Here is a 12935-nt window from a genome sequence, read left to right on the forward strand (position 1 = left end):
AAAAGGAGGCAGCATGGTGAACTTCGGCAGACTGATTACCGCAATGGTGACACCTTTTGATCAGCAAGGAGAGATTGACTGGGCTGCATTGTCCTCGTTGATTGACTATTTAATAGCAGAACAACATTCAGAGTCACTGGTCGTATCAGGGACAACAGGCGAGTCCCCTACTCTGAGTGATGATGAAAAAATCAAGCTATTTGCATTTGTTGTAGAAAAAGCAGCCGGGCGATGTAAAATTATTGCCGGAACTGGAAGCAATAATACACGTCATTCCATTCACCTGACCCGTGCTGCGGAGCAGGCGGGAGCAGACGGTGTGCTTCTGGTAGTGCCTTATTATAACAAACCGAATCAGGAAGGGATGTACCGGCATTTTGAAAGCATAGCGAACTCCACTTCCCTTCCGGCTATATTGTATAATGTTCCAAGCCGTACCGCAGCGAGTCTGACAGCTGAAACGACGCTGCGTCTCGCACAAATCCCGAACATTGTGGGGACCAAAGAATGTGCATCACTCGCGCAGGTTACACAGATTGCAGCGGCAGCCCCAGAAGGATTTGTAGTTTATTCAGGGGATGACGCGTCCGGACTACCTGCTATGGCTGTAGGCGCATATGGTATTATCAGCGTAGCCAGCCACGTGGTAGGCGCAGAAATGAAGCAGATGATCGATGCACTTGTTGAAGGGCACGCGCAGGAGGCAACAAAGTTGCATCAGCAGTTGTTCCCGGTTTTCAAAGGCTTGTTTGGCTGTCCTCATCCTCTGCCTAATCCGGTCGCCGTAAAATACGCATTGGAGTTGCGGAATGTTAAGGTTGGTTCGGTTCGGCTGCCGCTTATTCCTCCTACCGAGGAGGAAGCGGAGTTTATTAAGAAGTTATTTATTCGATAAATGAAGATCTCGCAGTGAGAGATGACTCATAGTAGGAGTATATTGTTAGAGGCAATCGATAGCAGCAAAACCGAGAAAGCTTATGGTCTGACAAGATCCTTCGGCATGAGGGGCGTTCTAATGGAACGCCCTTTTTGTCGTGCTTTTAATCATCCATCTAGATAAATGGACTGGACTAATGCTTTTAGGCGGCGATGGGAAACCTAGCGTAACGGACAGGATGACTTGTTTTTTCGTAATTTAATCATGTATAATGAGGTCAAGTGACTGGGTGCGGTATTTTTTTGAAAATTAAATAAACAAATCAAGGTACGACGTCCAACTACCATAGGAGGTTTAGATTCATTTGTCTAAAAAAACAAACAACGATAAATTGATGATTTTCGCTTTGGGCGGCGTCGGTGAAATCGGGAAAAATATGTATGTCATTCAATACGGCAATGATATTGTCGTGGTGGATTCCGGTCTGAAATTCCCGGAAGAGGACATGCTTGGTATTGATATCGTTATTCCTGATATTTCCTACCTTACAGAGAACCGCGACAAAGTAAGAGGCATAGTGCTGACTCATGGTCACGAGGACCATATTGGCGGTTTGCCTTACGTGCTGAAACATTTGAATGTACCGGTATATGGTACCAAATTGACGCTGGGATTGGTGGAGAACAAGCTGAAGGAAGCGAATCTGCTTGGCGAAACCAAACGTATTTTGATCAATGCTGATTCCGAAATTAAGTTGGGCTCCACGCTGAAGGCCACATTCTTCAAAACAAACCATAGTATTCCGGATTCTGTAGGTGTATGCATTGATACTCCTGAAGGTGCTGTTGTTCATACAGGTGACTTCAAGTTTGATCATACTCCGGTTAACGGACAATATGCAGATTTACAGCGTATGGCTGAAATCGGTGCACGTGGCGTACTGGCTCTTTTGTCAGACAGTACCAATGCTGAGAAACCGGGTTTTACACCTTCGGAAAAGAGCGTTGGCATCGTGTTGGAAGATATTTTCCGTAAATCCAGACAACGTGTGGTTGTAGCAACTTTTGCTTCCAACGTACACCGCATTCAGCAGGTTATTAATGCTGCGGAAGCGACAGGGCGTAAAGTGACGGTTATCGGTCGCAGCATGGTTAATGTCGTAGGAATTGCTTCTGATCTGGGCTATTTGGAAATTCCAGACGGAATGCTGATCGAGCCTGAAGAAGTTGGCAAAATGTCAGCAGATCGCGTAGTTATTCTCTGCACAGGTAGTCAGGGTGAGCCAATGTCCGCTTTGACAAGAATGGCTCGTTCCACACATCGTAAAGTGGATATTCTCCCAGGAGATTCGGTCATTATCGCAGCTACTCCGGTACCTGGTAATGAAAAATATGTGGGTCGCACAATTGATGAATTGTTCCGTTTAGGTGCCAATGTATACTACAGCGCAGCTAACCCGGGAATCCACGTTTCTGGACACGGAAGCCAGGAAGAACTCAAGCTGATGTTGAACTTGATGAAACCTAAATTCTTCTTGCCAATTCATGGTGAGTTTAGAATGCAGCGCCGTCATGCTCTTCTTGCTGAAGGAGTAGGTGTAGAGCCTGAAAACATCTTCATCACAGACATCGGTGAAGTCATTGAAATTCAGAACGGCGGAGCACGCAGAGCTGGTAAAGTTACAGCAGGCAACGTGCTAATTGACGGACTGGGTGTAGGGGATGTAGGAAATATCGTATTGCGTGACCGTAAATTGCTGTCACAGGACGGTATTCTGGTTGTTGTTGTAACGCTGAGCAAGCAAGATGGCACAATTAAATCGGGACCGGATATCATTTCCCGTGGTTTCGTATATGTTCGTGAATCGGAAGGCTTGCTGGATGAAGCCAATCGTATTGTCTCAAGTACATTGCATAAGCTCATGAGTGAAAATGTAAATGAATGGGCTTCCCTCAAGACAAATGTCAAGGATGCACTGGGTCGCTTCTTGTACGAGCAAACTCGTCGCAGACCGATGATCCTGCCAATTATAATGGAAGTGTGAGTCAATTGAAATTTGTTGGAAAACCTGAATTAAAAACTTAAGTCACAGGCACACAGTCGCCTCTCTCCCGCAGGAAATATTGGACGGTTTCCGCGGGTGGAGAGGCTTTTTTGGCTTTTTCGGCTGAGGAAACGCATGGAGGCGGGTATAAAATATTCCATTTCCATCCCATACTATAGGGTGAATACGGGTCACATAGATGCGTAAAGCGAAAGGAAGATCACCCATATGGAACAGTACAGCAACCTATCATCTGGCAACGAGGAAACGGAAGCGCCGGATCAACCCGAAGTTGGGCAAAGACCCGCTTTACCTGCAATAGAGGCCTTACAGCAGTTGGGACAAACCTCCATGCCCGGAAGCGAATCCAATATTTTCTGCATGACAATTATCGGCCAAATTGAAGGACATCTCATTTTACCGCCTCAAAACAAAACGACAAAATATGAGCATATCATTCCTCAACTGGTAGCGGCAGAGCAAAACCCACGGATCGAAGGATTAATGATATTGCTGAACACAGTTGGTGGTGATGTAGAGGCAGGGCTGGCTATTGCTGAAATGATCGCTTCCATGAGCAAGCCAACGGTGACCATTGTCATTGGCGGAGGGCATAGCATCGGTGTGCCTATTGCCGTGTCATCCACCTATTCCTATATTGCCGAGAGTGCGACAATGACGATTCACCCCATTCGTATGAGCGGATTGGTCATCGGAGTACCGCAAACGTTTGAATATATGGAGAAAATGCAGGAGCGTGTTGTGCGCTTCGTCGTTTCCCATTCCCGGATCACGGAAGAGAAGTTCAAGGAGCTGATGTTCAAAACCGGGGAATTAAACCGCGATATTGGTACAGCAGTTGGTGGAGCTGATGCAGTAAAATATGGATTGATGGACGCGGTTGGTGGCATCGGAGAGGCACTGAAACAGTTGAACACCATCATTGAAACACGACGCCAGCAAAACGGGATGCCAGGGACTCAGCAGCAGGCTCCGTTTGCTCCTTTTTCACCCAATGCTACAGGTAGCCCTACAGGGACACTTTCAGGTGAGCATAGCGGGGAGCTGCCCCAATGACCTTATATACGGTAATGCCAATGGAAATGGTGTGGGAAGGTATGTGGAAGGAGCCAGAGGGGTTTGCAGAGGTTCGGGTGGATGGTTTGCTTATGCAGGTACAGCCGCTCGAAAGTCGCCGGGGAATCATTGTACGATTGTTGGACTGCCCGCTGGAAGCCTACCTGAATCCGCGTTATGAGCCAGGGCAAGTCATCGAGTGGTCGTAGAAGGTGTCGAATAACACAAAAATAGGTCGTTTATTGCTGAAAAAGAACATATGTGCGGATACCGAGTGACGTGGTATAATATTCTTCTGGGGGGTGACCTTGTATGTCCAGAAGAAGAAAAAAGAAAAAGAAAGCTGTGTTTGGCGGAGTTCTAAAATTTGAAATTTACGGCATTGTGCTGATTACATTGGCGGTCATTGCGCTATCGGGTGAAGCGGCGGTTGGTCGGTCGCTATCCAAGATGTTCGGGCTCGTACTGGGAAAATTCTATTTTGTTATCCCTCTGATTGGCATTTATTACGGTCTGATGGTGATGATTCACCGTAAATGGCCGAACCAGTGGAACTCACGTAAAACGGGATTGCTGTTACTGGTATTTGCCTTTACACTTATGAGTTCTATTTCATCCATGGAGCAGCGTTTGGGGCCGATTAATGCGCTTCAGCCGGGCGGAGTGATGAGCCAAATACATATAGATATGCGTGAGCAGTTGCTGTCGCCTGACAAGGAAGGTCATACCTCCATGCTGAACAAGGATATTAGCGGCGGGTATGTCGGCGCATTGCAGCTTACCGTTCTGTTGTGGCTGTTTGGGCTTACAGGAGCCAAGCTGATTATGATTGTAATGTTTGTTATTTGCTTCATGCTGTTGACCCAGCTGTCTTATGTGGATTTGGTACGGATTGTTCGGACCAAGCTACTGGCAGCAGGGGGAAGCGTACGAAAAAAGTGGAATGGTAAAGCTACTCCACTTTCGGCATCTGGCAGAGGCAATAGAAAAGTTAAGTCCGAGTCGATTCCTGCGTATGAGGAGGATATGGATGATGACTTTGAAGAAATGCAGCCTCCGGGACGAAAGCAGCCGATTTTCTTTCAGTTGTTTGGTCTTAAAAAATCTGATAAAGCAGACAAGGGAGAGCATTCCGCCCACATGGATGATGATCATGAGCCTCCATATGAAGCTGGGGCTACACAATCTCGCTGGAAAAACGTAAATCATGGGGAAGAGCGGTCTGATATGGTCGAGCACGCTGAGGAGGAAGCTTCAACTCCGGTGAAAAGGTCGCCGATTATTCGGGATTTCTTTGAACAGGTGAAGCATGAGGAAAGAAGACCAGAAGCTGAATCTGAGGAGTCTTTGGCAGGGGCAGAGCAGTCGGATTCTGTCTATGATGAGCCGCTGGATGATAACTTCACGGATGCTACTGTAAACACAGATATGGATGATGTACCAGCGGCCCAGAGCACAACGGCAGGTATTGAAGGACAAGCTCAGACGACTGCAACCGGTTTAACTGGTGTAGAGACTGAAGGTGCCGATGCAGCGATGCCTGCTCCACTGCCGCCTAAACCGTATAAGCTTCCGTCGTTTCGTTTGCTTGCCAAACCGCAAAATGCGGGCAAAGGTATGGGGCAAAAGGATTACATGCAAACGGCACGCAAGCTGGAGGCAACGCTGGAAAGCTTCGGTGTGCGGGCGAAGGTGCTGGAGGTTGTCCGTGGACCTGCCGTAACGCGTTATGAGATTCAACCAGACATTGGTGTGAAGGTCAGCCGAATTGTGAGCCTGACGGATGACATTGCGCTTGCGCTTGCTGCAAAGGATATCCGTATGGAGGCTCCGATTCCTGGCAAATCTGCTATCGGAATTGAGGTTCCGAATAATGAAGTTTCCATCGTAACGATGCGTGAGGTAATGGAGACGACCGTTTTCCAGGAATCAGCTTCCAATTTATCTATTGCATTCGGACGTGATATTGCAGGTCAGACGATTGTCGGTAATTTAGCCAAGATGCCCCATTTGCTTGTAGCCGGAGCAACAGGCTCGGGTAAATCAGTATGTATTAATGGGATAATTACAAGTATCTTGTACAAAGCGAAGCCAGATGAGGTCAAATTCTTAATGGTCGATCCTAAAATGGTGGAGTTGAACGTATACAACGGAATTCCGCATTTGTTGGCTCCAGTCGTGACTGATCCGAAGCGCGCCTCACTTGCTTTGAAAAAAATTGTAGTTGAAATGGAAAAACGCTACGAGTTATTTTCCAAATCAGGAACACGTAATATAGAAGGCTATAACAATCTGATGAAAGATAACCCGGCTGCATTTCTGCCTTACATTGTCGTTATTGTCGACGAGCTGGCGGATTTGATGATGGTAGCTGCCGGAGATGTGGAGGATGCGATTGCCCGGCTTGCCCAAATGGCGCGTGCCGCAGGCATTCATCTTATCATTGCAACGCAGAGACCTTCGGTTGACGTAATCACCGGAGTTATTAAAGCCAATATTCCTTCACGTATTGCCTTCGGCGTTTCTTCGCAGGTGGATTCCCGTACCATACTGGACATGGGCGGAGCCGAGAAGCTGCTTGGACGTGGTGATATGCTGTTCATGCCGATGGGAGCCTCCAAGCCGGTTCGCGTTCAGGGGGCGTTCATGAGTGATCAGGAAGTGGAGAACATCGTTAACTACGTGCGTGAACAGGGTGAAGCGCAGTATGATGAAACGCTGGTGCCGGAGGTGGAAGAGGTATCGGCTGATGCGGATGAAATGCTGGATGAGCTGTATGATCAAGCTGTCAACATCATTTTGGAAGCCAAGCAGGCCTCCGTATCTCTCCTTCAGCGCCGGATGAGAATCGGTTATACACGTGCTGCCCGATTGATTGACTCCATGGAGGCTCGCGGAGTGATTGGCCCTTACGAGGGCAGCAAGCCTCGGGAGGTACTTATCTCAATAGAGCAATATCAGCAAAATAAAGTTAGCTCCTGATCATTCGCCTTTATCTAGAACGACATTAAATCGCTGTTTGTACTCTTGAATGGTTGCTCCAATATGGCAACTTCATTCGTACAGACAGCGTTTTTTTGTGCTGTTTTTTCAGGTGTTGCGCCTGCTTATTGAAAGAAGATTAAAAGGGTGAATAGCTTCAAGCGGAGCTTGTCATAATAAACGTAGCCATCCTGTTAATCCACAAAAGAAAGGTAGAGTGCAGCATATGAAAAAGACAATGGTCTGGATTTGCACGGGTATTCTCGTAGCCTCGGCTATTACGTACACAGGGCTTTTAAAAAATGAATCTGCACAGGAGCAAGTAAAATCGCTGAGCACACAACAGGAAGTACAAGCGGCGCAGCCTTCCCAGCCGACATTTAGCTCGGCGGCCGTTGATTTTGGTTCTTACGGCCAGGATGTTTATGAGTTGCAATCACGATTGAAGCTACTGGGCTTTTTCGGGGGGCAAGTGGACAGCCATTTTGGTAGCAGTACGTTAAAGGCTGTCAAAGGGTTTCAAAAGGAGTTTGGCATGAGTCCGGATGGAGTGGTCGGAGCGAAAACAAAATTGAAGCTGGTGAACGCAACTCCGAATTGGAAGCCTACGGAAACTCCTTTGCACCGTAGCAACCAAGGCTCTGCACAGGGCCAGACAACAGCCAATAAAGATCAAAATGATGAAACAATGGGATCGGCCAACACGATGGGACTATCTGAAAATGATCTTAAAATTATGGCCAATGCGGTCTATGGTGAATCCCGTGGTGAGCCGTTTGAAGGCCAAGTAGCCGTGGCAGCAGTTATTTTGAATCGGGTCAAATCCCCAAGTTTTCCAAACACACCGTCTGGGGTGATTTTCCAACCGGGGGCCTTTACAGCTGTAGCTGATGGTCAAATCTGGCTCACGCCAAATGAAACTGCACAGAAGGCAGTACGTCAGGCACTGAACGGCTGGGACCCAAGCGGTGGTTGCCTCTATTATTTTAATCCGAAAACAGCCACCTCCAAATGGATTTGGAGCCGTCCGCAGGTGAAGACGATTGGTGAGCATATTTTTTGCATGTAGACCGCCGAAGCAGCCGGAAGCTTGTCTCCGGTTGCTTCTTGGCTTTTGCATGGTTAGAATAAAGATTGGCACACTTTACCTCTTTACAGGAGAATGATTCACAGCGGCTCATGCTAATAAAAGGCTAGACGAAATTGACGCCACAAAGGAGTTTTGGACTTGAACAAAACAAGTTTCGAGCGTGGCACGCGCAGACAATTAAGGATTCATGTACTGCCGACCAAACGCTTTAAGACGTTTGCCATATCTTTGTATGTAGGTACTCCACTCCGAGAGGAAACCGTAACCCGAGTAGGATTGACACCATTCGTACTGCGTCGGGGTACAGAAACATATCCGCAGACTACACAATTCAGAGAGCAATTAGAGCAATTGTATGGCGCGGGCTTTGGATTCGATGTTTATAAGCGCGGAGATTATCAGATCGTACAATTTCGTATGGATACGATTAATGACAGCTTTGTAAACAGCTCGGACAGCTTGCTGGATCGTTCGTTTGCTTTTCTCGGTGAAGTATTAACAAAACCAGCCCTGGAAAATGGCGCTTTTCAAACTGGATATGTTCAGCAGGAACGAGAAAATGTTCGGAAGAAGCTGGAATCTATAGTTAACGATAAAATGCGTTATGCCGCAGAACGCTGCATGGATGAAATGTGTAAAGATGAGCCTTATCGTCTGCACCCTCTCGGCCAGCGATCCGATCTGGAACAAATAGATGCACAGGGCTTGTATCAGGCTTATGGAGAATGGCTAAATCATGCCAGCATGGATTTATACGTTGTGGGAGATACAACGCTGGATGAAGTTGAGAAGTATATTGATCGATATTTTCAGTTAAACCGTTCAGCAGAAACAGGGTATGTTCCCGAACAGCCCAAGTCGGTGGAGCGCGGTATTCAAACGGTGGTAGAGCGTCTTGATGTGAATCAGGGTAAGCTCAACATGGGTTTGCGTACCCCCATTACGTATGGTGATGATCGTTATGCTTCTGCTTTGATGTACAATGGAATTTTGGGCGGGTATCCGCATTCAAAGCTGTTCGTCAACGTGCGGGAGAAGGAAAGCCTGGCCTATTATGCCTCTTCGCGTTATGACGGTCATAAAGGCATTGGCACGATTCAATCCGGTATTGAAATTCCTAATTATGAAAAAGCGGTTACGATTATTCGCAAGCAATTGGAAGATACGCAAAATGGAGCAATTACCGAGCTGGAAATGACTCAAACGCAGGCGATGATTCGCAATTTGCTAAAGGAAATGCAGGACTCCGCTTTTGAAATGATTGCCTATGATTTTAACAGACAGCTTTCCGGCAAAGAGCGGACGGTAGATGAGCTGCTGAGCCAGGTGGAGGCTGTCAAGGTGCAGGATGTTCAGGATGCCGCCCGGACGTTCCGACTGGACACTATTTATTTTTTGAGAGACCAGAAGGGGGAATAACGGGTGGAGCACATACCTTATGAGCATTTGCAGGAAACGCTGTACTATGAAGTGATGGATAACGGCTTGCACGTCTATGTGTTGCCCAAACCAGGTTTTCAGAAGACCTACGCCACCTTTGCGACAAAATATGGATCAGTCGATAATCATTTTCGTGTGGAAGGTCAACAGCCGATCAAGGTACCGGATGGCATCGCCCATTTTTTGGAGCATAAAATGTTTGAAGAGCCTGAGGGAGATATTTTTGCTACCTTCTCTTCCAATGGGGCATCGGCAAATGCATTTACGAGCTTTGATCAGACCGTATATCTGTTTTCCGCAACCGAGCGCATTCAGGAAAATTTGACGACACTGGTCAATTTTGTGCAGCATCCTTACTTTACAGATGAAAATGTAGAGAAGGAAAAAGGCATTATTGGCCAGGAAATCAATATGTATGAGGATAACCCGGACTGGCGGAGCTACTTTGGTCTGATTGAAGCACTATACAAAGTCCATCCGGTGCACATAGATATTGCAGGTACTGTTCAATCCATCAGCACGATTACAAAGGAAACGCTGTATAGCTGCTATGAAGCTTTTTATCACCCAAGCAATATGATTCTTTTTGTGGTCGGCGGGGTGGACCCAGCGGAAGTAATAGAGCTGGTGCGTAACAATCAGGCGAAAAAAGACTATAAGCCGCAGGGAGAGATCGAGCGGATTTTTGATGAGGAACCTACCACGGTTGCAGAACCGCGTCGTGAGGTGAAGCTGGCGGTTTCTCTACCGAAGCTGCTGTTCGGATTTAAGGAGGCCAAGGTTGGTCTGACGGGGGAAGAATTGCTGCGTCATGATCTGGAAACCAAGCTGATGCTTGAACTCCTTTTCGGTTCCAGTACACAGCTATATCAAAAGCTGTATGATGAGGATTTGATTTCGGACAGTTTTGGTCATGAATATAACTGTACGACTCAGTATGCTTTCTCTGCAATCGGCGGGGATACCAAAGATCCTGATCGGTTGCTGGCGCGAATACGTGAAGAGGTAGAGTCCATCCAGAAGCACGGCTTTGTTGCAGAGCATTTTGAACGGGCACGCAAAAAGAAAATTGGTGGTTATTTGCGTACACTCAACTCACCCGAAAGTATCGCGCACGAATTTACAAGGCATCGTTTTCGGGGTAGTGATTTTTTTCAGCTGCTTCCGATCTATGAAAGCATTACACTAGAGGATGTAAATCGCCGTCTCAAAAATCATATCCAGTGGGATCAAATGGCAATATCTCTGGTGGTGAGTCCGTAATGTCTAGGGAGAGGGAACCGATGACCACCAAGAACGGAGCATTAAAAGCCATAGGCGATACGACCGTGCTGATTACAGGAGCGAGTGGGGGGATTGGGGCGGCTATTGCCGAGCGTTTTGCCTCGGTAGGGATGAATGTGGCCATTCACTACATGAAGTCCCATGAAAAAGCGAATGAAGTTGCCCGTCGTTGTATGGTTTATTCGGGCAAGGTAATGACCGTGTCGGCCGATTTGCGCAGCAAGGAACAGATCGAACGTATGCGGGAAAAGCTTGAAAATCACGGAATGAAGCCGGATATTCTGGTGAATAATGCTGGATTATCTCATTATGGACTGCTATCGGATGTGTCGGAAGCGGAATGGGATGAAGTGATGGCCGTCAACGTTAAGGGAACTTTTTTGTGCTCGCAGGCTTTTATGCCCCATATGATTTCTCAACGCTATGGCCGCATTGTAAATGTGTCATCCGTGTGGGGAATATGTGGTGCTTCGTGCGAAGTGCTGTACTCCACCACCAAAGGAGGCATTAACGCTTTCACGAAAGCGCTGGCTCAAGAGGTTGCACCTTCCGGGGTAACAGTAAATGCTGTAGCTCCGGGTGCAGTGGATACCCCGATGCTGGATCATTTGGATGAGGGGGAAATTACCAGTTTGGAAGAAGAAATTCCTGCCGGGCGATTGGCTCGACCTGATGAAATTTCGTCCCTGGTATATTTTCTCGCACTTCCTGAGTCAGGTTATATAAATGGTCAGGTCATAAGTCCTAATGGAGGATGGGTGACTTAAGGAAAACAGCGTTTGGAGGAATCCACCAGTATAGTAAGCGTCTGAGAAGAGAATATTACAACTGTTGATTTTAAATCTGAATCATCTAAGGAGGATTTAAGCATGTCAACAGTTGTCAAGGATTTTGATGTTTGGAAAAAGTTCCTCGGTCAGCGCGTTGAGCAAGCGGAAAAGCTGGGAATCAGTCAGGATACCATTGCAGAGCTTGCTTATGAAATTGGTGATTTTCTGGATGAGAAGGTCGATCCAGCCAACCATTCCAACCGCGCACTGAAAGAACTGTGGGAAGTTGCCGATGAAAATGAGCGTCACACCATCGCCCGGTTAATGGTCAAATTAGCCAAAAGCAACGTATAAGCAGGAATCCACATGAAAAGCTCCCTTTTGGGGGGCTTTTCTGTAATGGTTACAGACCTGTTCTTGTAATTCCATTGTAATTTATATATCATAAACGTGATTGAAGCATACAACTCAATGGAGACCTTTCAGGTCTCAATAATTGGTTTTGTCGAATGTTGTTATTTTATGATACAATAATGCTTTGATTGGAATTTTTGATGGTTTGAATCTGAATGAGGTGCTAACGTGACGGAGGAAACGAAACAGTGGTACATGGAGTACAAGATACATAAAAATCGACCCGGACTGCTAGGGGACATTGCTTCCATGCTTGGTATTCTGGGGGTTAATATACTGACGATCAATGGTGTTGAAGGCGAAAGACGGGGAATGTTACTGGAAACGGACGATGATGAGAAAATACGCATACTCGGAGACACGTTGAAAAAGGCCAGCAACATTACAGTCACGGCCTTGCGTGCTCCGAGACTAGTCGATATATTGGCAGTAAGACATGGCCGTTACATTGACCGGGATTCGGATGATCGTAAAACATTTCGCTTTACTCGCGATGAGCTTGGGTTGCTGGTCGATTTTTTGGGTGAAGTATTAAAGAGGGACGGCAATCAGGTCATTGGCCTTCGTGGAATGCCGCGTGTAGGTAAAACGGAATCTATTATTGCCAGTAGCGTATGCGCCATGAAGCGCTGGACTTTTGTATCCTCGACGCTTCTGCGTCAGACGGTGCGTAGTCAGCTTTCCGAAGAGGAAATGAACCCGAACAATGTGTTTATTATTGACGGGATTGTGAGTACGATTCGATCAAATGAAAGACATTATCACTTGCTTCAGGAAATAATGAGCATGCCAAGCACCAAAGTAATTGAGCATCCTGACGTATTTGTGCGTGAATCGGGATACAGCTTTGACGATTTTAATTTCATTATTGAACTTCGCAATAATCCGGCTGAAGAAATTATCTATGATACCTTTACAGCCAGTTATACAGAAGAGCTTTAAAAAAGCGTAATTATA

At 46.7% G+C, this 12935-nt stretch carries 11 protein-coding genes; all 11 read left to right on the forward strand.

The window, feature by feature from the left end; all coding sequences use genetic code 11:
- Window positions 1–13 precede the first annotated feature (13 nt).
- The 11 genes from dapA to LCF57_RS03015 all read left to right on the forward strand — a co-directional run bounded on the left by dapA (window position 14) and on the right by LCF57_RS03015 (window position 12920).
- Complete coding sequence (gene dapA / locus LCF57_RS02965; RefSeq protein WP_225999368.1) at window positions 14–895, forward strand: 4-hydroxy-tetrahydrodipicolinate synthase; 882 nt, start codon at window positions 14–16, stop codon at window positions 893–895.
- Between the two features lie 346 nt (window positions 896–1241).
- The gene (locus tag LCF57_RS02970; protein WP_225999369.1) at window positions 1242–2921 is read left to right on the forward strand and encodes a ribonuclease J; all 1680 of its coding nucleotides are present in this window, start codon (window positions 1242–1244) and stop codon (window positions 2919–2921) included.
- 228 nt (window positions 2922–3149) lie between these two features.
- Window positions 3150–3998, forward strand: coding sequence for a ClpP family protease (locus tag LCF57_RS02975; RefSeq protein WP_225999370.1), 849 nt, complete (start codon window positions 3150–3152; stop codon window positions 3996–3998).
- Complete coding sequence (locus LCF57_RS02980; protein WP_068496308.1) at window positions 3995–4207, forward strand: YlzJ-like family protein; 213 nt, start codon at window positions 3995–3997, stop codon at window positions 4205–4207. Before LCF57_RS02975 ends, LCF57_RS02980 begins: the two co-directional genes overlap by 4 nt.
- A 103-nt stretch (window positions 4208–4310) precedes the next feature.
- Entirely contained in the window at window positions 4311–6980 is a 2670-nt protein-coding gene (locus LCF57_RS02985; RefSeq protein WP_225999371.1) for an FtsK/SpoIIIE family DNA translocase, read from the forward strand.
- Window positions 6981–7206: 226 nt separating this feature from the next.
- The gene (gene sleB, locus LCF57_RS02990) at window positions 7207–8049 is read left to right on the forward strand and encodes a spore cortex-lytic enzyme (RefSeq protein ID WP_225999372.1); all 843 of its coding nucleotides are present in this window, start codon (window positions 7207–7209) and stop codon (window positions 8047–8049) included.
- A 159-nt stretch (window positions 8050–8208) separates the two neighbouring features.
- Entirely contained in the window at window positions 8209–9489 is a 1281-nt protein-coding gene (gene yfmF, locus LCF57_RS02995) for an EF-P 5-aminopentanol modification-associated protein YfmF (protein ID WP_225999373.1), read from the forward strand.
- A 3-nt stretch (window positions 9490–9492) separates the two neighbouring features.
- Complete coding sequence (gene yfmH, locus LCF57_RS03000) at window positions 9493–10773, forward strand: EF-P 5-aminopentanol modification-associated protein YfmH (protein WP_225999374.1); 1281 nt, start codon at window positions 9493–9495, stop codon at window positions 10771–10773.
- 20 nt (window positions 10774–10793) lie between these two features.
- A complete protein-coding gene (gene ymfI, locus LCF57_RS03005; RefSeq protein ID WP_225999375.1) occupies window positions 10794–11561 on the forward strand; it encodes an elongation factor P 5-aminopentanone reductase in 768 nt (255 codons plus the stop codon).
- A gap of 102 nt (window positions 11562–11663) precedes the next feature.
- Window positions 11664–11918, forward strand: a complete 255-nt coding sequence (locus LCF57_RS03010; RefSeq protein WP_225999376.1) for a DUF3243 domain-containing protein — start codon at window positions 11664–11666, stop codon at window positions 11916–11918.
- A gap of 228 nt (window positions 11919–12146) precedes the next feature.
- The gene (locus tag LCF57_RS03015) at window positions 12147–12920 is read left to right on the forward strand and encodes a DUF3388 domain-containing protein (RefSeq protein ID WP_025719896.1); all 774 of its coding nucleotides are present in this window, start codon (window positions 12147–12149) and stop codon (window positions 12918–12920) included.
- Window positions 12921–12935: the final 15 nt, after the last annotated feature.

The organism is Paenibacillus sp. BJ-4 (assembly GCF_020404765.1).
Classification (GTDB): Bacteria; Bacillota; Bacilli; order Paenibacillales; family Paenibacillaceae; genus Paenibacillus.

Coding starts and splice junctions, on each gene's coding strand:
- LCF57_RS02980 (WP_068496308.1), top strand. CDS start 3,995: ATGACCTTATATACGGTAATGCCAATGGAAATGGTGTGGGAAGGTATG.
- sleB (WP_225999372.1), top strand. CDS start 7,207: ATGAAAAAGACAATGGTCTGGATTTGCACGGGTATTCTCGTAGCCTCG.
- LCF57_RS02975 (WP_225999370.1), top strand. CDS start 3,150: ATGGAACAGTACAGCAACCTATCATCTGGCAACGAGGAAACGGAAGCG.
- dapA (WP_225999368.1), top strand. CDS start 14: ATGGTGAACTTCGGCAGACTGATTACCGCAATGGTGACACCTTTTGAT.
- ymfI (WP_225999375.1), top strand. CDS start 10,794: ATGACCACCAAGAACGGAGCATTAAAAGCCATAGGCGATACGACCGTG.
- LCF57_RS02985 (WP_225999371.1), top strand. CDS start 4,311: ATGTCCAGAAGAAGAAAAAAGAAAAAGAAAGCTGTGTTTGGCGGAGTT.
- LCF57_RS03010 (WP_225999376.1), top strand. CDS start 11,664: ATGTCAACAGTTGTCAAGGATTTTGATGTTTGGAAAAAGTTCCTCGGT.